33 protein-coding genes are annotated in these 26,537 nt (G+C 62.7%); 22 read left to right on the top strand and 11 right to left on the bottom strand.

The genetic code is table 11. From position 1 onward, the window contains the following. Positions 1–35: 35 nt before the first annotated feature. Positions 36–650, bottom strand: coding sequence for a glutathione S-transferase (locus HB777_03200; GenBank protein ID QND63024.1), 615 nt, complete (start codon positions 648–650; stop codon positions 36–38). Between the two features lie 232 nt (positions 651–882). Here HB777_03200 and HB777_03195 point away from each other — a divergent pair, with 232 nt between their 5' ends. Beyond that, positions 883–1,311: a glyoxalase/bleomycin resistance/extradiol dioxygenase family protein gene (locus tag HB777_03195; GenBank protein QND63023.1), complete on the top strand. Its 429-nt coding sequence runs from the start codon at positions 883–885 to the stop codon at positions 1,309–1,311. A gap of 72 nt (positions 1,312–1,383) precedes the next feature. Continuing rightward, on the top strand, positions 1,384–1,737 hold the full coding sequence (locus HB777_03190; GenBank protein ID QND63022.1) for a DUF1428 domain-containing protein: 354 nt from the start codon (positions 1,384–1,386) through the stop codon (positions 1,735–1,737). Between the two features lie 240 nt (positions 1,738–1,977). Here the strand turns inward: HB777_03190 and HB777_03185 are convergent, their stop codons facing one another. Together HB777_03185 and HB777_03180 are read right to left on the bottom strand one after the other, a co-directional pair. Next, positions 1,978–3,612, bottom strand: coding sequence for a tetratricopeptide repeat protein (locus HB777_03185; protein QND63021.1), 1,635 nt, complete (start codon positions 3,610–3,612; stop codon positions 1,978–1,980). 187 nt (positions 3,613–3,799) lie between these two features. Next, complete coding sequence (locus tag HB777_03180) at positions 3,800–4,024, bottom strand: hypothetical protein (protein ID QND63020.1); 225 nt, start codon at positions 4,022–4,024, stop codon at positions 3,800–3,802. 326 nt (positions 4,025–4,350) lie between these two features. Here HB777_03180 and HB777_03175 point away from each other — a divergent pair, with 326 nt between their 5' ends. The 6 genes from HB777_03175 (at position 4,351) to HB777_03150 (ending at position 7,454) form a co-directional block, all read left to right on the top strand. Continuing rightward, complete coding sequence (locus tag HB777_03175) at positions 4,351–4,557, top strand: cold-shock protein (protein QND63019.1); 207 nt, start codon at positions 4,351–4,353, stop codon at positions 4,555–4,557. A 144-nt stretch (positions 4,558–4,701) separates the two neighbouring features. Next, positions 4,702–4,971 carry a hypothetical protein gene (locus tag HB777_03170; protein QND63018.1) on the top strand — a complete coding sequence of 90 codons (270 nt, stop codon included), beginning with the start codon at positions 4,702–4,704 and terminating at the stop codon, positions 4,969–4,971. Then, positions 4,968–5,267, top strand: coding sequence for a hypothetical protein (locus HB777_03165; protein QND63017.1), 300 nt, complete (start codon positions 4,968–4,970; stop codon positions 5,265–5,267). Before HB777_03170 ends, HB777_03165 begins: the two co-directional genes overlap by 4 nt. A 37-nt stretch (positions 5,268–5,304) precedes the next feature. Next, positions 5,305–5,442: a hypothetical protein gene (locus tag HB777_03160; protein QND63016.1), complete on the top strand. Its 138-nt coding sequence runs from the start codon at positions 5,305–5,307 to the stop codon at positions 5,440–5,442. A gap of 101 nt (positions 5,443–5,543) precedes the next feature. Beyond that, positions 5,544–5,762, top strand: coding sequence for a hypothetical protein (locus HB777_03155; protein ID QND63015.1), 219 nt, complete (start codon positions 5,544–5,546; stop codon positions 5,760–5,762). Between the two features lie 138 nt (positions 5,763–5,900). After that, positions 5,901–7,454, top strand: a complete 1,554-nt coding sequence (locus HB777_03150; GenBank protein QND63014.1) for an EAL domain-containing protein — start codon at positions 5,901–5,903, stop codon at positions 7,452–7,454. A gap of 85 nt (positions 7,455–7,539) precedes the next feature. Here the strand turns inward: HB777_03150 and HB777_03145 are convergent, their stop codons facing one another. Next, the gene (locus tag HB777_03145) at positions 7,540–7,956 is read right to left on the bottom strand and encodes a peptidase (GenBank protein ID QND63013.1); all 417 of its coding nucleotides are present in this window, start codon (positions 7,954–7,956) and stop codon (positions 7,540–7,542) included. A 502-nt stretch (positions 7,957–8,458) separates the two neighbouring features. Between HB777_03145 and HB777_03140 the strand changes: the two genes are divergently transcribed. From HB777_03140 to HB777_03130, 3 genes are all read left to right on the top strand, one after another. After that, positions 8,459–8,671: a cold-shock protein gene (locus HB777_03140; protein ID QND63012.1), complete on the top strand. Its 213-nt coding sequence runs from the start codon at positions 8,459–8,461 to the stop codon at positions 8,669–8,671. Between the two features lie 326 nt (positions 8,672–8,997). Beyond that, positions 8,998–9,210, top strand: coding sequence for a cold-shock protein (locus HB777_03135; GenBank protein QND63011.1), 213 nt, complete (start codon positions 8,998–9,000; stop codon positions 9,208–9,210). A 184-nt stretch (positions 9,211–9,394) separates the two neighbouring features. Further along, on the top strand, positions 9,395–9,823 hold the full coding sequence (locus tag HB777_03130; protein ID QND63010.1) for a BA14K family protein: 429 nt from the start codon (positions 9,395–9,397) through the stop codon (positions 9,821–9,823). Between the two features lie 101 nt (positions 9,824–9,924). Here HB777_03130 and HB777_03125 read toward each other — a convergent pair whose 3' ends face one another. The 3 genes from HB777_03125 to HB777_03115 form a co-directional block, all read right to left on the bottom strand. Further along, complete coding sequence (locus tag HB777_03125) at positions 9,925–10,563, bottom strand: MBL fold metallo-hydrolase (protein ID QND63009.1); 639 nt, start codon at positions 10,561–10,563, stop codon at positions 9,925–9,927. Positions 10,564–10,699: 136 nt separating this feature from the next. After that, on the bottom strand, positions 10,700–11,017 hold the full coding sequence (locus tag HB777_03120; GenBank protein QND63008.1) for a hypothetical protein: 318 nt from the start codon (positions 11,015–11,017) through the stop codon (positions 10,700–10,702). Positions 11,018–11,162: 145 nt separating this feature from the next. Then, positions 11,163–12,056, bottom strand: a complete 894-nt coding sequence (locus HB777_03115) for a branched-chain amino acid aminotransferase (protein QND63007.1) — start codon at positions 12,054–12,056, stop codon at positions 11,163–11,165. A gap of 247 nt (positions 12,057–12,303) precedes the next feature. Between HB777_03115 and HB777_03110 the strand changes: the two genes are divergently transcribed. The 5 genes from HB777_03110 to HB777_03090 all read left to right on the top strand — a co-directional run bounded on the left by HB777_03110 (position 12,304) and on the right by HB777_03090 (position 17,975). After that, positions 12,304–12,837 (top strand): MarR family transcriptional regulator, encoded by a 534-nt coding sequence (locus HB777_03110; protein ID QND63006.1) that lies wholly within the window; start codon positions 12,304–12,306, stop codon positions 12,835–12,837. Next, positions 12,824–13,543: a response regulator transcription factor gene (locus HB777_03105; GenBank protein ID QND63005.1), complete on the top strand. Its 720-nt coding sequence runs from the start codon at positions 12,824–12,826 to the stop codon at positions 13,541–13,543. Before HB777_03110 ends, HB777_03105 begins: the two co-directional genes overlap by 14 nt. Positions 13,544–13,664: 121 nt before the next feature. Next, positions 13,665–15,008, top strand: a complete 1,344-nt coding sequence (locus tag HB777_03100) for a two-component sensor histidine kinase (GenBank protein ID QND68632.1) — start codon at positions 13,665–13,667, stop codon at positions 15,006–15,008. A gap of 207 nt (positions 15,009–15,215) precedes the next feature. Continuing rightward, positions 15,216–16,238, top strand: coding sequence for a glycosyltransferase family 1 protein (locus HB777_03095; GenBank protein ID QND63004.1), 1,023 nt, complete (start codon positions 15,216–15,218; stop codon positions 16,236–16,238). Positions 16,239–16,439: 201 nt separating this feature from the next. Then, a complete protein-coding gene (locus tag HB777_03090; protein QND63003.1) occupies positions 16,440–17,975 on the top strand; it encodes a hypothetical protein in 1,536 nt (511 codons plus the stop codon). A 124-nt stretch (positions 17,976–18,099) separates the two neighbouring features. Here HB777_03090 and HB777_03085 read toward each other — a convergent pair whose 3' ends face one another. The 3 genes from HB777_03085 to HB777_03075 all read right to left on the bottom strand — a co-directional run bounded on the left by HB777_03085 (position 18,100) and on the right by HB777_03075 (position 19,634). After that, positions 18,100–18,459, bottom strand: a complete 360-nt coding sequence (locus tag HB777_03085) for a tRNA-binding protein (protein ID QND63002.1) — start codon at positions 18,457–18,459, stop codon at positions 18,100–18,102. Between the two features lie 26 nt (positions 18,460–18,485). After that, the gene (locus tag HB777_03080) at positions 18,486–18,986 is read right to left on the bottom strand and encodes a hypothetical protein (protein ID QND63001.1); all 501 of its coding nucleotides are present in this window, start codon (positions 18,984–18,986) and stop codon (positions 18,486–18,488) included. Between the two features lie 345 nt (positions 18,987–19,331). Next, on the bottom strand, positions 19,332–19,634 hold the full coding sequence (locus HB777_03075; GenBank protein ID QND63000.1) for an accessory factor UbiK family protein: 303 nt from the start codon (positions 19,632–19,634) through the stop codon (positions 19,332–19,334). A gap of 181 nt (positions 19,635–19,815) precedes the next feature. Between HB777_03075 and HB777_03070 the strand changes: the two genes are divergently transcribed. The 6 genes from HB777_03070 to HB777_03045 all read left to right on the top strand — a co-directional run bounded on the left by HB777_03070 (position 19,816) and on the right by HB777_03045 (position 25,553). After that, positions 19,816–20,655: a prolipoprotein diacylglyceryl transferase gene (locus HB777_03070; GenBank protein ID QND68631.1), complete on the top strand. Its 840-nt coding sequence runs from the start codon at positions 19,816–19,818 to the stop codon at positions 20,653–20,655. Further along, positions 20,652–21,740, top strand: a complete 1,089-nt coding sequence (locus HB777_03065) for a class I SAM-dependent methyltransferase (protein QND62999.1) — start codon at positions 20,652–20,654, stop codon at positions 21,738–21,740. The genes HB777_03070 and HB777_03065 overlap by 4 nt, the downstream gene beginning before the upstream one ends. A gap of 106 nt (positions 21,741–21,846) precedes the next feature. Beyond that, positions 21,847–22,641: a peptidoglycan editing factor PgeF gene (gene pgeF / locus HB777_03060; GenBank protein ID QND62998.1), complete on the top strand. Its 795-nt coding sequence runs from the start codon at positions 21,847–21,849 to the stop codon at positions 22,639–22,641. After that, positions 22,641–23,792, top strand: coding sequence for an aminopeptidase P family protein (locus HB777_03055; GenBank protein ID QND62997.1), 1,152 nt, complete (start codon positions 22,641–22,643; stop codon positions 23,790–23,792). The genes pgeF and HB777_03055 overlap by 1 nt, the downstream gene beginning before the upstream one ends. 43 nt (positions 23,793–23,835) lie before the next feature. Further along, on the top strand, positions 23,836–24,462 hold the full coding sequence (locus HB777_03050) for a DUF3597 domain-containing protein (GenBank protein ID QND62996.1): 627 nt from the start codon (positions 23,836–23,838) through the stop codon (positions 24,460–24,462). A gap of 155 nt (positions 24,463–24,617) precedes the next feature. Then, complete coding sequence (locus HB777_03045; GenBank protein QND62995.1) at positions 24,618–25,553, top strand: ribose-phosphate pyrophosphokinase; 936 nt, start codon at positions 24,618–24,620, stop codon at positions 25,551–25,553. 14 nt (positions 25,554–25,567) lie between these two features. Here HB777_03045 and HB777_03040 read toward each other — a convergent pair whose 3' ends face one another. Then, positions 25,568–26,452 (bottom strand): AraC family transcriptional regulator, encoded by an 885-nt coding sequence (locus HB777_03040; GenBank protein QND62994.1) that lies wholly within the window; start codon positions 26,450–26,452, stop codon positions 25,568–25,570. Between the last annotated feature and the right edge of the window lie 85 nt (positions 26,453–26,537).

Below are 26,537 nucleotides of genomic sequence, written 5' to 3'. Positions count from 1 at the left end.
GCCATCAATGCCGGCCGCCATCTGGCGACCGCCAATCAGTCATGCGTCTCGCCCGAAAGTGGTGTCGCCAGCATCGACACGCGCTTTTCGAAAGCCTCGAACCAGCGCGTCAGCCGCGCCCGTGAGCGAAAAGGCGGAAGGTGACGGAACGCCATCCAGGACAGCGTGGTGGCCAAGGCTATATGGCCGACATGGAGTGGCGCCTCGTCGTCCAGCGTGCTTTCGATCCAGTCGTAGCTCGCCTCGATCTTTTCCCGGTATCCGTCGGCGAGAGCAGCATAACGCAGCTGTTCGGGTCTCCTTTCTGTCTCCCAGCGCAACGCTATGCCTGTCTGCGCCAGGCCCTGGGCGACCGACTGCAGCCGCAACGCCTGCCAGCGCGCCTCGCCGTCTTGCGGCAGCAGCTTGCGGCCATCATGCAGCGTGTCGAGATAGGCGCAGATGACATCGGAATCGAAGATCGGCGACGCGTCGGGCCGCACCAGCACCGGCACTTTGCCGAGCGGGTTTTCGGCGTAGACGCGAGCATTGCGCAAGGTCGGACTGGTCTCGTGATGAATGACTTCCAGCCGATCGGCAATGCCGGCTTCATGAGCGAAGACGAGCGCCTTGCGCGCGAAGGGTGAGTGGGTCTGATAATAGAGGATCATTGTCGTCTCGGAGGTGAGGAAGCGTCGCGTGATCCATCCGTTCTAGCCCGCGAGCGGCGAGAATTGCGCTCTGATTGGGGGCGGCCGACGCAAGTTCGTTTCACGCCTCTCGCTCCAGCCGGCTGCCCGACCTATCCGGGGCCGACCACTAAAAATTTTCGCGACCATGTAGGATCGCCGTCACCTCATGCGTCCTGTGGTTGGCAAGGCCAAACCCAAAGAGGAGCAAGACATGACTGATCAGACCCCCGTTCAGCCCGCGGCCAAAGTGCTCGGCGGATTGACCCCCTATCTGCAGCTGGATGGCGCCTTCAAGGCTGCCGAATTCTACAAGAAGGCCTTTGGCGCCGAGCAGGTCTTTTTCTACCCGCCGGATGAGCAAGGCCGCACCATGCACATCCATCTCCACATCAACGGCTCGACGCTGATGCTCTCCGATTTCTATCCCGAAAACGGGATGCCGGCTGTCAAGCCGCAGGGCTACACCATGCAGCTTCACCTCGGCAGCGACGACATCGATGCCTGGTGGAAGCGCGCCGTCGATGCCGGCTGCGAAGTCGCCGTGCCGCTCCAGGTCATGTTCTGGGGTGACCAGTGGGGCAATATGCGCGACCCGTTCGGCGTCGAGTGGGCGATGAACGCACCGGCGAAGAAAGCCTGATCTATCGCCATGGCGAAGCCCTCACCGGCTAGCGCCGGTGAGGCGCTTTGAACTTCCAGGAGGAGACCCGCAATGTCCTATGTCGATGGTTTTGTACTCGCCGTGCCCAAGGCGAAGCTCGATGACTACAAGAGGCTGGCCCACCTCACAGGCCCAATTTGGATGGAACACGGCGCGCTCGCCTATGTCGAATGTATCGGCGACGACGTCCCCTATGGCGAGTTGACCTCGTTTCCGCGTGCCGTTCAGGCAAAAGACGACGAGATCGTCGTCTTCTCCTGGGCCGTCTATGAATCGCGAGAGCGCCGCGATGCCGTCATGGCCAAGGTGATGGCCGACCCGCGCCTGACACCCGATTGGGGCCCCATGCCGTTCGACGGCAAGCGCATGATCTTCGGTGGCTTCCAGCCGTTCATGGAGCTTTGAGTAGCTGAGCCCCCATCGCTTCGTCATCCTATGGCGGAGCAAGGAGCGAAGCGACGCGGCGCAGACCATAGGATCCATGCCGTGACCCAAAGGCGTTGCAACGGTGACGAATTCTGCCCCGTTGCATCCTTCGATCGAGGTCACGGAATGGATCCTCGGGTCTCCGCGACGCCGCTTCGCGGCTGCTCCGCCCGTGGATGACGAAGCTTGGGGGCTTCGGCCAATCTGTAACCAGCGTGGCTAATCTAGCCTATCCAGCAGCGGCTTCAGCCGGTCACCATAGCGCTTCCAAAGATCGACCGAGCCCTGATACATCGGCTGGCGCACCTGCGCGGCGGATGCGGTGCGCACCGGCCGGTCGGTCTCGTGGAAGGACAGCGCCGCATCGTCCCAAGGCAGGCCGAGATAGGCGATCAGCGCCCGCGTCTGGCCTTCCTGGTCGGCGACGAAATCCTCATAGCGCACATCGTGCACGACGCCTGGCAGCACCGTGTGCCAATGCGCCATGATGTCGGTGTAGAGATTGTGGAAGTCGGCGAGTTCGCCGAGATCGTAGCCATAGCGGTGACTGTCGCCGCGGAAATGCACCTTGTAGATCGACAGGCAGGTGGCCGCCGCATCGCGCGCGCAGTGGATGATCCTGGCCTTCGGCATCATCATGTGGATGAAGCCGACAAGCAGGAAGTTGCCCGGCATTTTGTCGGTGACGTGGCGCATGTTCGGATAGCGGGCATGCAGCATGTCAAGATAGGCTTGGCCTGCCTCGGCAAAATCCGAATCGCCGGTATCCGATACGCCCCAGGGGAAGCCACCCGGCATGGTCGCCGGGAACTGCCTGCCGACCGCCTTCTTCAAGATGCTGAGCTCGCCGGCGCCATAGACCTGCGGATGGCTGGCAATGATCTGCTCGACCAGCGTCGTGCCCGAGCGCGGCATGCCGACGACGAAGATCGGCGTGTCGTCGCCGATTGAGCTGGGCTTGTGTTTCTCGAAGAAGCCGGCATCGAAGGTTGCCTTCATCGCCTCGAACTCGGCCCGCGTCCTGGCCTGGTCGTAATCGATACCCTTGCGGCGGATCGCATTGCCCTCGGCGAAATAGTCGAAGGCCCGGCCATAATCCTTCAGATCGTCATTGGCCTTGCCGAGACCGAAGGACAGCTGCATGCGCGACAGGCTGTCCTGCGGCGCCTTGGCATGCTGAGCCTCCATGCTGGTCAGTTCGCTGTCACGTTCCTTCTGGCGCTTGACCTGCGTCAGCATCAGCCAGGCTGTGGCCATGGCGGGGTTGATCGCCAACGCCTGCCGAAACAGATCCGCCGCCTCGTCGAGCTTGCCCTTTTCCATCAACCCGACGCCGAGCCCGTGCAGCAGGTCGGCATCCTTGGGGCGTATCGCCAGCGCTTCGCCGAAGGCAGCCAGCGCCTCGTCCAGCCGCCCGGCTTCCTGCAGGGTTTCGGCAAGCCCGATGCGGGCGCGCACATGGAAGGGGTTGCGAGCAACCGTGCCGCGATAAATCTCTTCGGCCTCTTCGAACTGGCCGACCTGCTTCAGCGACGAGCCGAGATTGTCGCGCGCCGCGAGCTGGTCCGGCCGCAGATCCACCGCGCCGCGGAAGAAATCGATGGCCGCTGCAAGGCGGCCGAGGTCGCGCATCACCGTACCGAAATTGTTGAGGAAATCGGGATTGGTCGGCTGCATGCTCACCGACCGTTCGATGAGATCCAGCCCTTCTTCGCTACGCCCGGTCTGGTGCAGCAGCAGTCCCAGGAAATGTGCAGCGGCCGCGTGCTTGGGCTGACGCGCCAGCACCTGCCGGTAGATCGTCTCAGCCTCTTGCCGGCGCCCGGCCTGATGCAGTTGCAGCGCCTGTTGCACATACTGGTCGAGGCCCAGCGGCGGCTGTCCTCCCGCGCCAGACCTGGCTTCCGCACCCGCCGCTCGTCTCTGATCTCTGTTAATGGGAAACCTGCCGTGTTTGTCCGCCTGCCGCGATCTAGGCCATTGGCGCGCCAGGTTCAAGTCTTCGCGTGGTTCCGCGCCCTTTCCGTCGCCGCGAAAGCGTTCAAATCAGGCGGTTGGTCTCGGCGACCTGTCTGGCCCGCCTTACGGTGCCATCGGTATCAGCGATCGTTCGCCTTGCCGCCTCATCGCTTCTGATGGTCAGCCGTGCCGATTTGACGATCATCGGCTTGCCGGTCGGGCTGGCGGCAATGGCGTGCATGATGGTTGGCTTGATGATCGGGTTGATCGCTACGGTCATGCCTCTCGGGGTTCTGACGGAAACCATGGCTTTTTCCTTCCAGGAATAAATAAAATGCAAGTGCCGGGAAAATCGGCCCAGCGTAGGTTTAAGCAATTTTTTGAAAGCCACTGAGCCATATCAGGATTTTTCAAATAATTACAGCGATCTATTTTTTTGCCGTCGTCCCAGTTTTTCATGAATCTTCTTGAACAATTAGTCCTATCAGCCTATATAGACGACATCGCTTTGGGCCAGAATTGGCATCTCGCGGCGTCAGAGGTTCTCGACCCGCCAATCTCATTCCAAATCTTCGATACCGGGCGCGCGGCATATTCGCTCCGCGGCCATGTCTCATTCTTCGAAAGACCCAGATGAACACCGGAACCGTGAAGTTCTACAATGGCCAGAAAGGCTTCGGCTTCATTCAGCCAACCGATGGCGGCAAGGACGTTTTCGTCCATGTCAGCGCGCTGGAGCGTGCCGGCTTCCCCGGCCTCGCCGAAGGCCAGAAGCTGCAGTTCGAGTTGGAGCGTGACACCAAGGGCCGCGAGTCGGCCGCCAATTTGCAATTGATCTGATCCGGCCGAATTCGATGACCGCTGACCACGGATGTACTGGCAGCTCTCGAAAGCGGCTTATTTCCAGCGACTGCCGGAAATAGGAAAGCGGGGCTCGTCCCCGCTTTTTTGCTTTCAGGACCGCTGCTTTGCACAGGTAAGACAATGCCGGACCGCACCACCCACTCCATCGCGCATTTCGCGGCACCTTTCGTGCTCGGCGGGCTGGAAGGGCAGCTGCCGGCCGGCGACTACGATATCGATCACGACGAAGAGTTGATCGAGGGCATGTCGCGGCTTGCCTGGCGCCGCGTCGCCACCTTCATCCATCTGCCGGCAAGGGCAGTGAAAAACCCGCCCACCAGCCAGCTTGTCGCCATCGATTACCTCGAACTCGAAACTGCGCTGAAGCGCGACAGGGAGAATGCAGCATGATCCGTTTCCAGCAGAATGCGCGCACGCGCACCGACACGCCGGCGCACCAGTTTGCGATCGGTCAGACCGTGCGCATGAAGAGCCGCACCGGCCTCGTCCAGAAGACCGCCGAACTGTTCCAGATCAAGAGCAGGCTGCCGGTCAAGGACGGCTCGCCGCAATACCGCATCCGCAGCGAGCAGGAGACCCATGAGCGGGTCACCACCGAAGACAATCTCGAACCGGCCGATCCGGTTGTTGCCGACAGCCCGGTTGTTGCCAACGACCCTGTTGCTGCCAGCAACCCGGCCGTCTGAGACCCCACGCCAAACCAACACGCAGCAGGAGCACGACATGTCCAAGGGTCAACAGCGAAGCAACCGCGAGACACGCAAGCCGAAGAAGGACAAGGTCGTGGCCAAGCCCGCCTCGCCGTTCGGCTCGTCGGTCAAACAGGCGGAAAGCAGCCTGAAGCCGAAGTCGAAAGGCTGACAAACTGGAGGGGCGCGCCTCTTGCGCCCTCTCCGTCGTCCCTGTGTGAGGCGGCGAATCGACTGAACAGGCCCGCGCAATGGTCTGCCACGGAGGCGCGCTTGAACTTCGTCATCGAGTTCTACCGGTCGCGCGACACCGACGAAGCCACGCTCGACAAGGTGTCGCTGGAAGCGCCGAACCTGCGCGCCGCGCTGCAGGGCGCCACCGCGCTGTTCCACACGCTGGCCATGCCGCAAATCCCCGATCGCCTCCGCATTTGCGACGACGATGGCAGCGAGCTTTATGCCGGCCCTGCTGACGGTGCCTACCCGGTCTAGGGCAGCGGGGCTTGCCGCACGGCCCCATTAAAGTTCGTGTAAGATCGACGCCCTAAGATCCGCCTGAACCGGGCCGCTGCCGCGATTGGTGGCCCGAGACGTTGCGGGCGACGATCGCCGCTCGAAGGCAGGAGGCGCATGGACAGGTCGCGCATCATCGTGACGGCGGTGGTGTTGGCCATGCTGGGCGCCATCGTGCCCATCGCGGCGATGTTTCACCTTGCATGGATCCAGGCCGTCCAAAAGGAACACGAACGGCTGCAGCTGTTCGCCAGCCGCGCCATTGCCAGGGCCGACATCTCGCTCAACGATGCCACCGCCGCCTTGCGCCAGATCGACCAGTTCACCGGCATCCGCTGTTCGGCGGACCACATAGCCCGGATGCGGCAACTCACCATCAACACACGCCCTATCGAAGAGATGGGCTATTTCGAAAACGGCCTGCTCAAATGCTCTTCCTGGGGACTGACCGAAGGGCGCGTTGCGCAATCCACCCCGGACTTCACCACCAGGAACGGCATTGCCGTCACCGCCCGCATGCAGCCGGTGATGAGCGAGGGCCATTCGCTGATGGCGCTGCAATACAGGGACCACAACGTCCTTGTCGATCCGGTACGCTTTGTCGACGTCATAGTCGATCCCGGTGTCCAGCTCGCTTTGTCGACGCAAACGGGCATTCTGCTTGGCGCGCTGAACGGGCCGGATCCCGCCCGCATCGAGAAGATCATCGCCGGCCCCGGCGAAGGCATCGATGACGATCTCCTGTTTGCCACCGCGCGCGGCACGGGCTGGATCGCTGTCGCCACCGAGCCGACAAGCCAGATCCTGGACAGCGTTCGCCAGCAGCGGCTGCTCCTGCTCCCGCTCGGCGCCTTCATGGCCGCCTTCATCATCGGCATGGTTGTCTGGCTGTCGCGAAGGCGGCTTTCACCGCTTGGAGAATTGCAGATCGCCGTGCGCAAGCGCGAATTCATCGTTCACTACCAGCCGATCGTCGAACTCAGGACCGGCAATTGCATCGGGGCGGAAGCGCTGGTGCGCTGGAAGCGGCCGAACGGTTCCCTGGTCCGGCCCGATCTTTTCATTCCGCTGGCGGAAGAGAGCGGCCTGATCACGGCGATCACCGATCAGGTCATTGCAATGGTTGTGTTCGACCTCAACAGGCTTCTGGTCGCCGATCGCTCGCTTCACATTGCCATCAATCTCAGCGCAGCCGATGTCAGCACGGCGCGGGTCCTGCCCATTATCGAAAAGGCCTTGCAGCACACCGGGATCCAGCCCCAGCAGATCTGGCTCGAGGCGACGGAGCGCGGGTTTGTCGATATCAACTCGGCGCGTTCGACGCTCGCTCGTGCCCGCGAACTTGGCCACGCAGTGGCAATCGACGACTTCGGCACCGGCTACTCCAGCCTGTCCTATCTCGAAGGGCTGCCACTCGATGCGCTCAAGATCGACAAATCGTTCATCGACACGATCAGCACGAATTCCGCCACCAGTTCCGTCACCCCGCACATCATCGACATGGCCAAGACGCTGAAGCTGAAGATCGTCGCCGAAGGCGTGGAGACGCAGGCACAGGCCGACTACCTCGCGGAGCGCGACGTCGACTACGGCCAGGGCTGGCTGTTCGCCAAAGCCATGCCTGCATCCGAGTTCATCACTTACTGTCGCCGGGTGAAACTGCCGGCTTAAAGGCAGACAGAACACTGTCTGGCGAAGTCTGCAGGTGGCACTTGCCTTCTACCTTCGTGTGGAGAAGGCAAGCAACCCAGCCTTCTCAGCACGGTCCGTCGCCAACGACGCGATAGTCCGAGGCACGGGCTTCGCAGGAATTGGGGAAGGTACGCATCTCGCCGTGCCGGCGAGCGCACACCGGCGCATATTCGCGGGTGCAGAACGTCTGCTCTTCGCCACCGCCGCCACCGCCGCCACCACCGTCGCGGCACGGACCGTCGCGCACGATGCGATAGCCGGCCCGGTCGGCAAGACAGGCATTGGCGAAGGTCTGGCGGTCACCGCCGCGTCGGGCACAGACCGGCTCGTACTGCTTGCTGCAATATTGCGGTTCGGGCCGTGGCGGGCGTGGACGCGGCCCTGGTCCCTCATCGACCACGACGGTGCAGGCGGCAAGAATTGCCGACAGCAACAGGATGGCAAAACCCTGTCGCGAAAAGATTGCCGCCAGAAATTTCATGATGATCTCCCACGATCGCGTCCTCGGTGCCGATCCTCGCCATTCCCTTGCCAAATGCAACCCCCGTTTGCAGCCCTTACAGCCGGAAACGGCGCTTGGGCGGTGGTCGGGCATCAGCCTCCCCGGCGACCTCGACCTCTGGCCTATTCGTGGCCCGGCTCTGGCCGATGACCCGGCCGGCAAGCAAGCCTATGCCGGGCTGATCGATGTTCAGCTTAGTCGATCCATGCGTCGGGATGCGCCAATGCGGCGGCCCGCGGCGCTATCTTGCAACCATCACGTTTCCGTGCGATAAATTCCGTGTTCGGGCATTTGCGACCCGGAGAGCGGAACGTTTTGGACGACCTTTCCCCGATACTGTGAATCTCTGACGGCCCCGTTTTCGGCGGGGGGTGTGACCATGCGCCAATGCATGACTGCCGAAGCAACCACCGGGAACTGCCCTTTGCGCCAGGCGGCGGGCAGGACCACCAAAGACTGAACGGGTGAAGGAGTTTCCCCAATGGCCCAGACCGGCACCGTTAAATTCTTCAACGCGACCAAAGGCTTCGGTTTCATCACGCCCGATGGTGGCGCCAAGGACGTGTTCGTCCATATTTCCGCGATCGAGGCTTCGGGCCTGCGCACGCTCGTCGACGGCCAGAAGGTCACTTTCGACGTCGAGCCGGACCGCATGGGCAAAGGCCCCAAGGCCGTCAACCTCCGCGCTGCCTGAGCCATCGGCACGCCGCACGTCTCTCGGACGCGCGACGGAGGCTCCAATGCCTGAACCTGGCTTGGAGAGGGATTTGAATTTTGAAAGGCGCGGCGATCTTCGTCGCGCCTTTTTCGTACCGAAAAAACAGACCGATGCATGTCGCGCAAAAGTGGTCCCCGTTTTGGGCGAACGATATGCATGAAAACAAGGACTTAAAGCGCAACGCAACGCGCTTCAGGTGCCCGCAAAACTTTCTCTTGCCGATGACGCTAAAATAAAGGACAAATTTCCACTCGGGCATTTGCCGGCCCGAGACTGGAGTTTATGGGACAAAGGAGCTTCCCATGCCGCAGACCGGCACCGTCAAATTCTTCAACCATGCCAAGGGCTTCGGCTTCATCACGCCCGATGATGGCGCGAAGGATGTTTTCGTCCATATTTCAGCCGTGCAGGCGTCAGGTCTTCCCGGTCTCGAGGATGGCCAGAAAGTGTCATTCGACACCGAGCCGGACAAGCGCGGCAAGGGTCCGAAGGCCGTCAACCTGGCGGTCGGCTGAGCCAGCTTCAGACCGGTGACGGCGGGCAGTTTCGCCCGTAGAGAGCGCGTGACCTTTGACGCCTGTTTTGAAAAAACGCGTCAAAAACCGTTCAGCCCCCGTTCAGCCACGGTCGCATATTAGTCTTTGGTAAAGCCGGACCGCATCCCCCGAAACTGCACGGGCCGGCACGAAGGAGACCGACATGAACAGAATTTTCAAAACCGCCGTCCTGGCCGCCGCCGTAGCCGCCACCACGCTCGCGACCTTGCCCGCCGCCAATGCGCGCGACTGGCGCCGTCACGGCCATCACGGCAATGGCGATGCGATCGCCGCCGGCGTCCTTGGCCTCGCGGCCGGCGCGCTGATCGGTGGCGCGTTGGCCAATGACAGGCCCCCGCCCGACGCTGACCGCTACTACGATGACGGTTACTACGATCGTGACGTGGTGGTGCGCCCGGCCCCGGTCCGCCGCTACTATGCGGAGCCGAGGGTGGTCTACGCCGATCGCTATGCCGAGCCGTGGACGCGTGACTGGTACGAATACTGCTCGGACCGCTACCGCAGCTTCAATTCCCGCACCGGCACGTTCACCGGCAATGACGGCGAACAGCATTTCTGCACTGCCAACTAAGACCAAGGGCTTCCCTGCCCCCAAACAGAAAGCGCTGACCGCAAGGCCAGCGCTTTTTTTGGGGACATCGCAGGATTTGGGACCGGCGAATATCGGCACGCCTAAACGAGAAAAGGATTGGTCCGCCGTTCCTCGCCGAAGCGGCCGCCGGGACCGTGGCCGCAGATGAAGCCGATGTCGTCGCCGAGCGGCAGGAGCTTGTCCTTGATCGAGGCGATCAGCGCCGCATGGTCGCCGCCCGGCAGGTCGGTGCGGCCGACCGAACCGCGGAACAGCACGTCGCCGACATGGGCGAACTTGGCCGCGCGGTTGTAGTAGACGACGTGGCCAGGCGCATGGCCGGGGCAATGCAACACCTCGAACACATGGCCGCCGAACGACACGGTCTCGCCTTCGATCAGGAACCGGTCGGGCACGCAGTTGCGTGCACCAGCGATGCCGTAGCGTCTGCCCTGGTTTTCCAGATTGTCGAGCAGCGACTTGTCGGCCTCATGCGGGCCGACGATCTCGACGCCGAGCGCCTCCTTCAGCTCCATGGCCCCGCCGGCATGGTCGATATGGCCATGCGTTATCCAGATCGCTCCGGCCGATATCGCATTGTCCTTCAGCGCCGCCAGCACCTTGTCGATGTCGCCGCCCGGATCGACGACGACACCGTGCTTGTCGTCCATGTCGAAAAGGATGGTGCAATTCTGCTGAAACGGTGTGACCGGCACGATGCCGGCATTGAGCTGACCCATGATCGTCCTTTCGCTATGCCAGCGGTGATGTAGAGGCGCGGGCGAAGGGCGTCCACCCCTCGAAAGACGAACAGTCAGTAGCCCAAAACGGAAATGGGCGGCCGAAGCCGCCCATTTGAAAAGACCGAATGGCCGCTTACTTCTTCATGGCGCCCATGACCGCGCCGAGAATGCCGGTCAGGATCGCGCCGCCCCCGGCGCCGCCGACGATGTTGTTGAGGTTCAGCGCGCTGCCGAGACCGCTCGTTGCCGCTGCCGCAGCCGCCGGATCGACCGCGCCGCCGCCCAGCAGGCTGCCGAGGATCGCCGCGCCGCCGACGCCACCAATGGCTCCACCCAGGATTTTGGGAAGCTGACCCATCGCCGCCGTCTTGAGCGCCGCACCGATCGCCTGACCACCGATGACGCCAGTAATCACCTGTATGATGATCGGAAGAAGCGTGTTCATGTCCATAAGATTAGTCCCTCCATAGCTGCCAGCCTCCCGGGCCGACAGCATCATGAGACGCCGAATTGGACGAAAGTCAAATGCAGAAACGCTGAAATAAAAGGGGCGGCCCGAAAACCGCCCCTGCTTGCTCGAAAAGCTGTGACTTTCGTTATTCTGCGGCGATCGCGTGCTTCGGTTGAACGGCGGCAGAATAGTCATTCATAAGGTTTTTGGCGATTTCACCGACCTCGAATCGGTAAGGTCCGATCTCCGAAACCGGCGTTACTTCCGCTGCCGTCCCGGTCAGGAAGCATTGCTCGAAGCCCTCGAGTTCTTCCGGCAGGATGGCGCGCTCGATCACCTCCAGACCGCGATCCCTGGCCAAGCCAATGACCGTGCGGCGGGTGATGCCGTCGAGGAAGCAGTCGGGCTTGGGCGTGTGGATCTTGCCGTCCTTGACGAAGAAGATGTTGGCGCCGGTCGCTTCCGCGACCTGGCCGCGCCAGTCGAGCATCATGGCGTCGGCATAGCCCTTGGCCTCGGCGGCATGCTTCGACATGGTGCAGATCATGTAGAGGCCGGCGGCCTTCGACTTGGAAGGCGCGGTGCGCGGGTCGGGCCGGCGCCATTCCGCCACATCGAGACGGATGCCTTTCAGCTTCTGCGCAGGATCGAAATAGCTCGGCCATTGCCAGATGGCGATGGCGCAGTTGATACGGTTGTTCTGCGCCGAAACGCCCATCTGTTCACTGCCGCGCCAGGCGATCGGCCGGACATAGGCGTCCTGGAAACCCTGCTTCTTGAGAAGCGTGGTGGAGGCGTCGTTGAGCTCGGCCACCGAATAAGGAATCTTGAAGCCGAGCAGGCGCGCCGATTCATGCAGACGCTCGGTGTGTTCGTTGAGCTTGAAGATCTCGCCGCCATAGGCGCGCTCGCCCTCGAAGACGGCGCTGGCGTAATGCAGGCCATGGGTCAGCACATGGATCTTGGCGTCGCCCCACTGGACGAATTCGCCGTTCATCCAGATGAAGCCATCCAGTTGATCGAAGGGAACGGATGCCATGGTAACCTCCCGCGGGCGGCAGCCCGCATAGTGTTGTATCGTTGGTGTTTCGTGTCAGCCGCCCAAAGCGGCTTTTATGGTGGAGCGTAGGCGGATAATTGCGCTCTGGCAAACTCAGGAAGTTCCGGAAAAACCGCCTTCCCTTGCCTTTTCGTTCGCAATCCGCCCAAAAGCTTGTCAAAAATTACCATTGCAGGGAAATTACGTCAATAGTACTGACATAATCTCTCTTTCATACGGGGAAATGATGACGGATCGAAGCCCAGCTGCCGGAAAACCGATCAGGACCGCGATGTCAGACGAGGACGGCATCGACTTCGCCATCATCGAGCTGCTCTTCTTCGCCTATCGTGACTTCACCTCCGATCCGGATCAGATCCTGGCCGATTACGGCTTCGGCCGGGCCCACCACCGGGTGCTGCATTTCGTCAACCGCAGGCCCGGCCTGACGGTCGCCGAACTGCTCGACGTGCTGAAGATCACCAAGCAGAGCCTGGCCCGCGTGCTCAAGCAATTGATCGACACCGACCATGTCGTGCAGTTGCAAGGTCCGCGCGACCGCCGCCAGCGCGAGCTTTATCCGACGGCCAAGGGCCGTGCGCTGGCGCTGGCGCTGGCGCGGCCACAGTCGCGCCGCATCCATGCTGCATTGGGAGATTCCGGAATAACCGAACGGACCTTGGTGGAACGGTTCCTCGAAGCGATGGTCAATCCGGAACTGAGGGCGCAGATCGACGTTGGGTCCGTAAAAATGTCAGGGAAAAGCCATGGAGAGCACTGAACGGGTCGATCACGCGGCCGCACCGGACGACGACGCGCCACATCTGCTTGTGGTCGACGACGACACCCGCATCCGCAATCTTCTCAAGCAGTATCTGACCGAAAACGGCTTTCGCGTGACCGTCGCCGGCAATGCCGGCGAAGCCAGACGCAAGCTTGCCGGCCTCGACTTCGACCTTCTGGTGCTGGACGTCATGATGCCCGGCGAGACGGGCGTCGACCTGACCAAGTCGCTGCGGGCCGAAAAGAACGTACCGATCCTGATGCTGACCGCACTGTCGGAGACCGACAGCCGCATCTCAGGGCTTGAGGCCGGCGCCGACGACTATCTGCCAAAACCTTTCGATCCGCGCGAGCTGATCCTGCGCATCAACAACATCCTGCGCCGTGGCGGCCCGGCGACGACGCCCAAGGTCGAGCAGCTGGTCTTCGGCCCCTACACCTTCCAGATAGCCAGGCGCGAGTTGAAGCGCGGCGGCGAGGCGCTGAAGCTGACCGACCGCGAGCAGGAGATCCTGGCGATCTTCGCCGCAAGGGCCGGCGAGACGATACCCCGCCACGAGCTTGTCGGCGACGATTCGGAAGTCGGCGAGCGCACCATCGACGTCCAGATCAACCGGCTGCGCCGCAAGATCGAGCGCGATCCGTCCAATCCGGTCTGGCTGCAGACCGTACGCGGTATTGGGTATCGGCTCAGCGTGGAATAGAATGCCGCCTGCGGCCGGCTGAACGGCTGCGGGCAAGCGAAAAGAGCGAATGGCAACCACGGAACTGGAACAGCCAGGCAATGGCGGCTTGAGCGCACGCGCCGCGCGGACGCTGAAGGCGGTGCCGCGCGCCTGGAACCGCTTCTGGCGCCTCGTCTCGCTCTATATGCCAAAGCGGCTCTATGCCCGCTCGCTGATCATCGTCATCGCGCCGATGATCCTGCTGCAATCGGTCGTCGCCTTTGTCTTCATGGAACGCCATTGGGCAACCGTGACGCAGCGCCTGTCGCAGGCCACCGTGCGCGACATCGCCGCCATCATCGACCTGATCGAAACCTATCCGCGCGATGCCGACTACACCAACATCATCCGCATCGCCCAGGACCGCATGCAGCTGAAGGTCGACCTGTTGCCGCCCGACCCACTGCCCGCGCCCGGCCCAAAGCCGTTCTTCTCGATTTTGGATGATGTTCTGTCGTCCGAGATCACCCGCCAGATCAACCGGCCGTTCTGGATCGACACGGTCGGCAATTCCAACATCGTCGAGGTGCGCGTCCAGCTTGAAAACAAGGTGCTGCGCGTCTTCGTGCGCCGCAGCCAGGCCTATGCCTCGAACACCCACATCTTCCTGATCTGGATGGTCGGCACCTCGCTGGTGCTGCTGATGATCGCCATTCCCTTCCTGCGCAACCAGATCCGGCCGATCCTGACGCTTGCCGAAGCCGCCGAAAGCTTCGGCAAGGGCCGGCCGATGCCGCGCGATTTCCGGCCGCGCGGCGCCGAGGAGGTCCGTCGTGCCGGCTTTGCCTTCATGCAGATGCGCGAGCGCATCGAGCGCCAGATCGAGCAACGCACCGCCATGCTGACCGGTGTCAGCCATGACCTGCGAACCATCCTCACCCGCTTCAAGCTGCAGCTTGCGCTTTCCGGCGGCAAGGCCGAGACCAAGGCGGCGCTCGACCAGGACATCGACGACATGCAGTCGATGCTCGAAGGCTATCTCGCCTTTGCCCGTGGCGAGGCTTCGGAAGACGCCGGGCGGTTCGATCTCGAGGCCTATTTCGAGAAGCTCGACGAGGAAGCCAGGCTGCGCAAGCGCAAGCTGTCGACGACGCTTGCCGGCGACCCCGATGTGCATGTGCGGCCGAACGCCTTTGCCCGGCTGATGTCCAACGTCATCGGCAACGCCTTCCGCTATGCGAAGACGGTGGAGGTCAACGCCAACCATGGCCGCGGCTCGCTGCTGGTCACCATCGACGACGACGGTCCGGGCATTCCCGCCGACCGGCGCGAAGACGTGTTCAAGCCCTTCGTGCGGCTCGACGAGGCGCGCAACCTCGACGCCAGCGGCACCGGGCTCGGCCTGTCGATTGCCCGCGACATTGCCCGCAGCCATGGCGGCGACATCACCCTTGAAGACAGCCCGCTCGGCGGACTTCGCGCTATCATCAAGGTTCCGGCATAGTCGGCGCAGGGCGGGGCTTCATCCGCCCGTCATGAAACCATGGTCAAGAGCGCGCATGAAGCGCGCGACCTCACTTGATTCGGCCTTGCCGCCTCACTTCGACCCCGTGCCCGCCCGGGTGCGCTGGAGCGAAGCGAGGGCTGCGGGCTGGTCGCCGTTCCGGCATCGTCTCAAGGCAACCGTCGACCTTTCAAGCAAAGGGCCGCCATGCGCATACTGATGGTCACCGACGCCTGGCGCCCGCAGGTCAACGGCGTCGTCCACACGCTGGAGCGGCTCACCGAAACGCTGAAATCCTTCGACGTCGCGGTGGATTTCCTGACGCCCAACATCTTTCGCACCTTGCCCCTGCCGACCTACCCCGACATCAGGCTGGCGCTGACCACGCCCGGCCATGTCGCGCGCCTGATCGACGCCGGCAAGGCCGACCACATCCACATCGTCACCGAGGGTCCGCTGGGCATCATGGCGCGGCGCTATTGCCGCAATGCCGGCCGGCCGTTCACCACCAGCTATCACACGCGCTTTCCTGAATATCTCAGCGCACGCCTGCCGGTGCCGGAGAGCTGGGCCTATCGCTGGCTGCGCGATTTCCACAATTCCGGCCAGGGCACGCTGGTCGCCACCCAGTCGCTCGCCGACGACCTCTCGGCGCGCGGCTTCACCAAGCTGCGGCCGTGGACGCGCGGCGTCGACACCGACCACTTTCGGCCGGACAAGAAGAAGGACCTCGGCTTCCCCGGTCCAGTCTTCCTCTGCGTCGGCCGCGTCGCCATCGAAAAGAACCTCTCCGCCTTCCTCGACCTCGACCTGCCGGGCAGCAAGGTGATCGTCGGCGAAGGCCCCGAGCTTGCCAGGCTCAAGGCGAAATACCCGCAAGCCCATTTCCTTGGCCACCGCCCCAATGACGAACTGGCCGAGATCTATGCCTCGGCCGACGTCTTCGTCTTCCCGAGCCGCACCGACACCTTCGGCAACGTCATCATCGAGGCGCTGGCCAGCGGCACGCCGGTTGCCGCCTATCCGGTGACCGGGCCGATCGACATCGTCGGCGACGGCTTTGGCGGCGCGGTGTCGAACGATCTGCGCGAGGCCTCACTTGCCGCCCTCAACGTCGACCGCGCGCAGGCACGCGAACGCGCCATGCGCTACAGCTGGAAAGCCTGCGCGGAGATGTTTCTCGACACAGTCGAGGAAGCGCTTGGCACGACGCGGAAGCTGGCAGCCTAAAGAGCGCCAGATTAGATGATTCAAATGATAATGCAGTCCAAGACTGTATAATCATCGACGCCTAATATAAGGCGCGCCGCCATCTCGCTTTCCCAAAGACATGGAGAACCAATAGTCTTTGTCGGCGACTAAAAATTTACCATTTCTGCCCCACATTGCAGCATGTTCGGAGCAACATTCCCCAACAAAATCGACAATCCCATGAGTCATTTCACCAGGCTCAAAGGTATCTTGCTGATATTTCTACTGGTGGTGGCTTTCTTGCCAGTACTGCTCGTCGACATACCGGCTATGGCAGACTATCCAAATCATCTCGCAAGAATGTCGATCCTGATGCGCGCCGGCACGCCCGAGGCCCATCCCTACTATGAAGCCGCGTGGGCACCCTACCCTAATCTAGCCATGGACCTCATTGTCCCGTTCGCTGGACGCTTGATCGGGATCGAGTTGGCATCAAGGCTCTTCTATCTGATCGCGCAAATGCTGGTCGTTAGCGGAGCAATGGCCGTCGGAGCGGCCGCGCAGGGGCGTGTGATCCTCAGCGGCTTTGTTGCTTCGCTCTTCCTCTACGCCATGCCCTTCGCTTTCGGATTCGTGAATTTCGAATTTGCGCTAGGGATCGCTCTTTGGGCCGTCGCGGTCTGGATTTGGCTCGCGGAAAGACCTTTGCCGCTGCGCCTTGCCATCCACGCCGTCTTCGTCGTGGTTCTGTATATCTCTCACTTATTTGCCCTCGGCCTGTATGGCATCGTGGTGGGACTGTACGAACTCTCGCGCTGGCCCGACCATATTGAGAACTGGAAACGCACGATCTTGCTGGTTGCCGGAATGGCTGCTCCCGTCGTCGCAGTTGGCGCCCTGGCGCTCGCCTGCGGCGGCAACGTGGGTGGCGAAGGAACCGAATGGGCCCTGTCGGCAAAATTGGTAGCACTGGTTCAAGTCAACGGCTTCAGCAGATACACTTCCTCAGCCGTGACAGTGGTGCTGACCATTCCCACTTACCTTGCGGTGAAGCACAGGATGGTGGCGGTCTCTCGCGTCGGCTGGTGGATAGGTATTGGGCTCCTGTGCCTGTTCATTGTCATGCCGTTTCGCGTTGCAGACACGGCCTTTGTCGACGGGCGCGTTCTTCTGGCACTTATTCTGATCCTGCCAGCTTTCGTCACGATCAAGTGTCCGCAAGGCCCGCGCGGAACACTTTTCGTCGCGCTGGCGTTTGGCGTCGGGCTTGCAAACAGTGGCATCACGATCTGGGCGCAATTGTCGTGCCGCAGCGAATATCGTACGCTTATGACCGCGTTCGACGCCATTCCAATGGGCTCGCGAATCCTTACCGGCCAGAACGGCCCTCCAGACGACCCACCAACGAATCTGCTCCTTTATCCAATGTACAATGCTGCCGCGTTGGCCGTAGTCACACGCGATGCACTGATGCCAACACTGTTCACCTATCCGGGAAAACAGCCGGTGAGGCCCCGGCCGGAAGTAGCAAACCTGACCGTACCGCAAGGCGAGCCTATCCCGATGTCTGAGCTGGAGGCCTACGCCGCTGGTGCATCCCCACCGGTCGAGGCGGCGTATGCAGCGCATTGGACCCGTGACTTTGACTATCTGCTGGTAATCGGGCCGGAGAGTGGCCCGCCACGACACGGCAACCTTGAATTAATCGCCGAAGGCAAGCAGTTCAAATTATACAGGATAAGGAAATTGGTCGACGCGGACGGGAAAAGCCGATGATGTTCACGCGCGCCACTCCTGTCACGTCATCCGCATCGAATCCATACTGAAGCATCAGCCGAAAAGGATAATCAATCTGTCCCGGTTCGCCTGAAGGCGTGGGTTCTGATCCCCAGTTGGGATCCTAAAACAACCTGCCGCCATCCGGCACCTTGCGCTCAATCGCGCCGAGCACCACAGCGCCCTCCTCATCGGGAAAACCCAGCGTCAGCACTTCCGACATGAACGGCCCGATCTGGCGTGGCGGGAAGTTGACCACAGCGAACACCTGCCGGCCGATCAGCGTCTCTGGCGTATAGTATTTGGTGATCTGCGCCGACGATTTCTTGATGCCGATGCCGCCGCCGAAATCGATCTTCAGCTTGAACGCCGGCTTGCGTGCCTCCGGAAATGGTTCCGCCTCGACGATCGTGCCGGCGCGGATGTCGACACGATCGAAATCGGCAAAACTGATCTCGGGCTTGCGCTCGCCGCTCGAACTCATCTTGGTCTTGTCTGCCTTACGGGGACTCAGGCGTTGCCGTAGGTCTCGAACAGCACACCGGCCAGTGCGTCCTTGGCCGAGGTTCCAGACCAGACGACAAACTGGAACGCCTGGAAATAGCATTCGCAGGCTTCCAGCGCCGACGACAGCAACACTTCGACCTGCTGGCTCGACGGCTCGACCCCGCCTGCCAGCAGCAGCGACTGGCGGAACATGATCGCGCCTTCCTGCTCCCAGAGGTCGAAATGGCCAAACAGCATCTGTTCGTTGATCAGCGACAAGAGCCGCATCACTTCCAGTGCGCGGGTCTCCGGCACCTTGATGTCGAAGGCACAGGCCAGGTGCAGCGCCTCGAAATCCTCCATCCACGAGAAGGAGACGTGATAGTCGGTCCAGCTTCCGGCGACCGAGATCGAAATCTCGTCGTCGCCGGCCCGCTCAAAGGACCAGTCATTGTTGTGGGCCACCTGCTCGATAACATCCACCGGATGGATTTCGCGGGAGAATTCGAGTTCGAGAAGTTCCATGGAATGCTTCCTGTCGTTCTGTACGAGCGCCGCCACACGCTCCGCGGGAGGGCACACACAACGAACAATCTTGTCTAGAACTCGGACGGTCAGGACTTTCTTCGCGCAAAAGACTACGTCTCGACGCAAAGACCCCAGACCGGACCCCACCGCCCGGCCGCATGACCCTGCTCCGAATCATGCAACAAATTCAGTCTATTGATCGGGAGTCGCGTGAACAGCCCAATTTTTCGCACTGCGTCATTCGCATGTGGAAAGCCGCTGTCACAAAGATTCATGCAATGCCGTTAAGCGATTCACGGCAAAGCGCTTTTCAGGATCGGGCTATGTGGAAAAGTTTAACGATTATTTTTTTGTACGCGGCTTGGCCGCCGCCGCCGGTGCGGCGTCACCGGCCAGTTCGGCAAGCTTCGCCTCGAGCGCCTCGATGCGGGCGGCAAGGCGGGTGTTTTCTTCCCGAGCCTTGGCGGCCATCTCGCGCGCGGCTTCGAACTCTTCGCGCTGCACCACGTCCATGGTGTTGAGAATGCGCTCGGCCTGGCCCTTGAAGGCGGTCTCCACCTCACGGCGCACGCCCTGGGCGGCGCCGGCGGCGTCGGTCATCAGCTTGGCGAATTCATCGAGAATGCGGTTCGGTCCGGTCGACATGGCAAATCCTCGCTTGCTCAAGATGACGTAGTGGTGCTGTGCGCGGAATGCAAGAACGTTGAAGCCTGCTGCGGCATCAAGTCGAGAGCGCCCACCTTGCCTTGACCCTGCCAAAACCCTGCCGCATGGTCCGCGCCCAAATGCGATCGCAACCGAGAGTTCCCCGTTGAACGAATATTTCCTGCTGCCGCTGGCCTCCCTGCCCTTCCCCAACATCAACCCGATCCTCATCCAGATCGGGCCGCTGGCGGTGCACTGGTACGGCGTCGGCTACATCGTCGGCATCCTGTTCGCCTGGTGGTATGCCAAGCGGCTCGCCTCAAACGCGAAGCTGTGGCCGAACGGCGTCCTGCCGATGAAGCCGGAGGATCTCGACGACTTCATCGTCTGGGCGGCCATCGGCGTCGTGCTCGGCGGCCGCACCGGCTATGTGCTGTTCTACGACCTGCCGCGCTACATCGCGCACCCGCTCGACATTTTCGCGGTCTGGCAAGGCGGCATGTCGTTCCATGGCGGCCTGCTCGGCGTCATCCTCGCCATGACGCTGTTTTCCATTAAACGCGGCATCCGCACCTGGTCGCTGTTTGACGTCGTGGCCGCCGGCGTGCCGGTCGGTCTTGGCCTGGTGCGCGTCGCCAATTTCATCAATTCCGAGCTCTGGGGCCGGCCAACCGACGTGCCCTGGGCGTTCGAATTCCCCAATGGCGGACCGTTTGCACGCCATCCGAGCCAGCTCTACGAGGCGCTGCTCGAAGGCGTGGTGCTGTTCCTCGTGCTGCGCATCCTCACCCATTCGCGCCTCAAGCTGAAGACACCGCGCTTCGTCGGTGGCGCCTTCATCTGCGGCTATGGCCTGTCGCGCATCTTCGTCGAGTTCTTCCGCGAGCCCGACCAGCAGCTCGGCTATCTCCTCGGCACCAACTGGCTGACCATGGGCATGATCCTTTCCACCCCGATGGTGCTGGCCGGCATCTGGGCGATGGTGACCGCCAAGCCGGTGGCACAGCCGCAGCCGGCATGACACGGCTGAAGACCCGCATCGTCGACCTGATCGAGGCACTGGGGCCGCTTCCCGTCAACGAATACATCGCGCTGTGCCTGTTCGACCCCGCGGACGGCTACTACACGACGCGCGAGCCCTTTGGTGTGGCCGGCGACTTCATCACCGCACCCGAGATCAGCCAGATGTTCGGCGAACTGGTCGCTGTGTGGATGTATCAGGCCTGGGCAGCGACCGGCCGGCCGCTGCCGGTCACCATCGCCGAGATCGGGCCTGGCCGCGGCACGCTGATGAAGGACATGCTGCGCACGCTGTCGCGGCTTGATCCCGATCTGGCCAACGGCGCAGCCTTCGCCATGATCGAGACCAGCCCGCGCCTCACAGAGGTCCAGCAACAGACGCTTGGCGTCACGCCTTTTGCGATCGGCTGGCACGAAACCATCGAGACCTTGCCGCGGCAGCCGCTGTTCATCGTCGGCAACGAGTTGTTCGACGCCGTTCCCGTCCGCCAGTTCGTCCGCGCCGGCGCCGGCTGGCGCGAGCGCATGGTCGGCCTCGACGACGCCAATGACCTTTGCTTCTTCGCCGGCGCCGGCTCGGTCGACCCGACACTGTTGCCCGCCGATGCAGCGGACGCCCCGCAAAGCGCGATCGTCGAGGTCGCACCGGCCCGTACAGCACTGATGGCGGCCATAGCCGAGCGCATATCCAGGCATGGCGGCGCCGGCCTGTTCCTCGACTATGGCCATCTCCAGCCGGGTGTCGGCGACACGCTGCAGGCCTTGCGCAGCCACAATCACGAAGATGTGCTAGCCAATCCGGGCGAAGCCGACCTCACCTCTCATGTCGATTTCGCCACCCTTGCCGCGATCGTGCGTGCGCATGGCCTCGACGCCCATCTGTCGACGCAGGGCGACTTCCTACTCGGCATGGGCATTCTCGAACGCGCCGGCCGGCTCGGCACCGATGCCGACCAGGCGGCACGCGACAAGATCACCGAGGCCGTCGAGCGCCTTGCCGGGCCGCAAGCCATGGGCGATCTGTTCAAGGTGCTTGCGGTGCTGCCGCACGGCGTGGCGGTTCGGCCCTTTGCCGAGGCGGATTGACTTTTTACCGCCGCCCCTCCCAATCTCCCGTCCGGCGAAGAGCGGCCAAACCGCCTGCCCCGGACTTTTTCTTGACGAAACCGCCCACACGGACAACAACGCCCGCATGTTGAATCAGACCAAACCGGATCCCGTTCGGTCGCCGCTGCTGGACAAGGCGCAGGCACAAGGCATCCGCCACGGCTATTTCACCCGCATCGGCGGTGTCTCCAGCGGCATCTATCAGGGCCTCAACATCGGCACCGGATCGGACGACGACCAGTCGCTGGTGGCGCAGAACCGTGCCCGTGTCGCCGCTTGGATGGGCGTGCCCGCGAGCCGTCTGTTGACCGCCTGGCAGGTCCATTCGCCCGACGTCGTCATCGCCAGCGAACCCTTTGCCGGCGAACGGCCCAAGGCAGACGCCATCGTCACCGACCGGCCAGGCATCGCCATCGGCGCATCGACCGCCGATTGCGGTCCGGTGCTGTTCGCGGATGCCGAGGCGCGCATCATCGGCGCCGCACATGCCGGCTGGAAAGGCGCTTTCACCGGTGTGCTTGAAAACACCATCCTGGCCATGGAAAGCCTTGGCGCCCGGCGCGACAACATCGTCGCCGTGCTCGGCCCCTCGATCGGCCCTGATAACTATGAGGTCGGGCCGGAATTCGTCGCCCGCTTCGTCGAGGCCGACGCCGAAAACATCCTCTATTTCGCACCCTCGGCAACCCCCGGCCATGCGATGTTCGACCTCAACCGCTACACGGTCGACCGGCTGGCCAAGGCCGGTGTGACGGCGCAGGGCCTCGGCCGCTGCACCTATGCCGAGGAAGATCTGTTTTACTCCTACCGGCGCACCACGCACCGCAAGGAACCCGATTACGGCCGGCAGGTTTCGGCAATCGTTTTGGAGAGGGAATAATGGCGTTGCATTTTGAACGATCGGAATTTGACGCGCGGCGCGACCGGCTGATGATCGAAATGGCCGAGAAGAAGCTCGACGCCATCCTGCTGTTCGCGCAGGAAAGCATGTACTGGCTGACCGGCTACGACACGTTCGGCTTCTGCTTCTTCCAGTGCCTGGTGGTGAAGGCCGACGGTTCGATGGTGCTTTTGACCCGCTCGGCCGATCTGCGCCAGGCGCGCCAGACCTCGATCATCGACAACATCGTTCTGTGGACCGACCGCAACGGCGCCAATCCGGCGGTCGACCTGCGCAATCTGCTCAACGAGCTCGACCTGCTCGGCGCCCGCATCGGCGTCGAATACGACACCCACGGCCTGACCGCCTTCAATGGTCGCCGGCTCGACGAACAGTTGCAGACCTTCGGCCAGATCGCCGATGCGTCCGGCATTGTCGGCCGGCTGCGCCTGTTCAAGAGCCCGGCCGAGATCGCCAAGGCCGAGAAGGCCGCCAACCTCTCCGATGATGCGCTCGACGCGGCCCTGCCGCTGATCAAGCAGGGCGGCGACGAGGCCCTGATCCTGGCCGCCATGCAGGGCGCGATCTTCGCCGGCGGCGGCGACTATCCGGCCAACGAGTTCATCATCGGCTCCGGCGTCGACGCGCTGCTGTGCCGCTACAAGGCCGGCCGCCGCAAGCTCACCAAGAACGACCAGCTGACGCTCGAATGGGCCGGCGTCTTCAACCACTACCATGCGCCAATGATGCGCACGGTGCTGACCGGCAAGGTCTCGAAGCGCCATCAGGAGCTGTTCGACGCCGCCCGCGCAGCACTTCTGGCCGTCGAAAAGGCGATGATGCCGGGCAACAGCTTCGGCGACGTGTTCGATGCGCATGCCCGCACCATGGAGGCGCACGGCCTGACCAAGCACCGGCTGAACGCCTGCGGCTACTCGGTCGGCGCCCGCTTCACGCCGTCCTGGATGGACATGCCGATGTTCTACCAGGGCAACCCCGAACCGATCGCGCCCAACATGACGCTGTTCGCCCATATGATCATCATGGATTCCGACACCGAGACGGCAATGACGCTTGGCCGCACCTACCTGACCACCGAATCCCAGCCGAAGCCGCTGTCCCGCCATGATCTCGACTTGATCGTACAGTGAATCCATAATGGGAGGCGTTCTTCGCCAAGGAGTTAGAAGGCAAATGAGACGATCGCATGTGACGACCGTGTCATTGCTTGTGGCATTGGCTCTTGCCGCCTGCACCAACGCAAAGGACGTGCTCGAACCGTCGGCCATCACCCCGCCGGCAACGTCGGGCCAGACGCTGCCCGCCACGCCAGGCAACACGGCGGCCACGGTTCCGGCGCCGGCCGGCACCATTGCGGGCGCGCCTGCAACCGCCACCACCCCGGTCACATCAGCCCAAAGCGCCGCGATCCTGTCGAAGACCCGCCTGCAGATCGCGCCGATCGTCGGTGCTTCGGTGGAAGCCGCGACGCCGCTGACGGCGGAACTGCAGACGCGCGCCAGGCAGCGCGGCATCACGCTCGCCGGCAGCGCCGACCAGACCGCGACCCATGTGCTGAAGGGCTATTTCTCGACGATGACTGAAGGCGCGGACACCACCGTCATCTATGTCTGGGACGTTTATGACCCCTCAGGCAACCGCCTGCACCGCATCAACGGCCAACAGAAGGCGCCGTCGGTCAATTCCGGCGCCAGCGCGGGCGGCGACAGTTGGAAGGGGGTCTCGCCGGCCACCATGCAGGCGATTGCCGACCAGACCATCGACCAATTCGCTGCCTGGCTTGGCGGCAAGGCGGGTTGAGATGTTGCAGGCCGGCGATGACGCGGAGCTTTCTTGAGGTTAGCCGGCGGATTCCCGATCTCGGCGCTTGCAATACCGGCGCGGGCCGCTAAAAGCCCGGTTAAAGGGCGCAGGCGAGTCCGTCAGGTCTTTCCATCCTCCACCAGGAACCGTGCATGAAACTCTTCGCGGGCAATTCCAACAGGGTGCTGGCCGAAGCGGTCGCCCGGTACCTCAACGTCCCGCTGGGCAAGGCCAGTGTCAGGCGCTTCGCCGATCAGGAAATCTTCGTCGAAATCCAGGAAAACGTGCGCGGTGAGGATGTCTTCATCCTGCAATCGACCTCGTTCCCGACCAACGATCATTTGATGGAACTGCTCATCATGATCGATGCCTTCATGCGCTCGTCGGCCAAGCGCATCACGGCGGTCATCCCCTATTTCGGCTACGCCAGGCAGGACCGCCGCGCCTCCGGCCGCACGCCGATCTCGGCCAAGCTGGTCGCCAACATGATCACCCGCGCCGGCGTCGACCGCGTTTTGACGCTCGACCTGCATGCCGGCCAGATCCAGGGCTTCTTCGACATCCCGACCGACAATCTGTTTTCCGTGCCGGTCATGGCCCGCGACGTAAAGGCCAAATACAAACAGCTCGGCAACGTCGTGGTGGTCTCGCCCGACATCGGCGGTGTGGTCCGCGCCCGTGCGCTGGCCAAGCGCTTCGATGCGCAACTGGCCATCGTCGACAAGCGCCGTGAGCGGCCGGGCGAATCGGAAGTCATGAACATCATCGGCGCGGTCGCCGGCAAGGATTGCCTGCTGATCGACGACATCGTCGATTCCGGCGGCACGCTGTGCAATGCCGCCGATGCGCTGCTGGCCAACGGCGCCACCAGCGTCACCGCCTACATCACCCACGGTGTGCTGTCGGGCGGCGCGGTTGCCCGCATCAGCGGCTCGAAGCTGCAGGAACTGGTGATCACCGATTCCATCCAGCCGACCCAGGGGGTGCTCGACGCTCCCAACATCCGCGTCATCTCGATCGCCGACCTGATGGGCGAAGCCATCTCGCGCACGGCGACCGAGGAATCCGTTTCCAGCCTCTTCGACTAGATCGGCACCAAGCGTTACGGCGCAGGGCTTTCCAACCGAACCGGACCGATAAGGCGACGGGCGACTTCCACGCTTTCGCGTGCGCCGCGCATGTAGCCACGCGGCGAGGCGCCCAGCATGCGCTTGAACATGGTGATGAAGGCCGGCACGCTGTCATAGCCGAGATCGAGCGCCACCCTGGTGATCGGTTCGCCGTCTGCGAGCCTGGGCAGGGCCGCGAACAGGCAGGCCTGCTGGCGCCATGTCGACAGCGACAGGCCGGTCTGACGCTGGAAGGCGCGCGTGAAGGAGCGGCGGCTCATGCCGGCGGCATCGGCCCACTCGTCGATCGTCGCGTGCGGCGACGGTGCAGCGACGAAGCGCCGGCAGAGCGCCGACAGCCTGGGATCGGACGGGAATGGCAGCCCGAGCGGCCGTTCCGGCAGGGTCGGGATTTCATGCAGCAGCAGGTTCATGATCAACCCGCCGCGCCCTTCCAGTTCGCCGCCTTGCGGCAGCTTTTCCGATTCGACGATCAGGCTGTGCATCAGATCGGTGACGCCGACGACGCGCAAGCCTTCGGGCAGCCCGGGGATCGCCTGCGGCATGACATAGACCGAACGCATCGAGACATCGCCCAGCATTTCGACGGAATGCTCGGTGCCGGCTGGTATCCACATCGCGTGGTCGGGCGGCACCATCCAGCGCCCGTAGCGCGTCGTCACCAGCACCACGCCGACCAGCGCATGCAGCAGCTGGCTGCGGCTGTGGCGGTGCTGCGGCACGCGATAGCCGTCCGGATATTCGGTCGGCAGCGCCACTGCCGGCCCGGCCACTTGCTCCAGCCACTGCCAGCGGCTCTCGTGCAACTGACCGAGATTGGCATTGCCGGCGTGAAAGACTTCTTTGCCGTGCGGCATCCTGTATGGCCCACTTGCGAAACTATTGGACCAAACCACGAAAGAAGTAGTGCCGCAAGCAGCTTATAAGGCAACCGTCCCCTAG

The organism is Mesorhizobium loti, assembly GCA_014189435.1.
GTDB lineage: Bacteria > Pseudomonadota > Alphaproteobacteria > Rhizobiales > Rhizobiaceae > Mesorhizobium > Mesorhizobium loti_G.
Note: the sequence above shows the minus strand (reverse complement) of the source record. Positions and strands in the feature narration are given on the sequence as shown.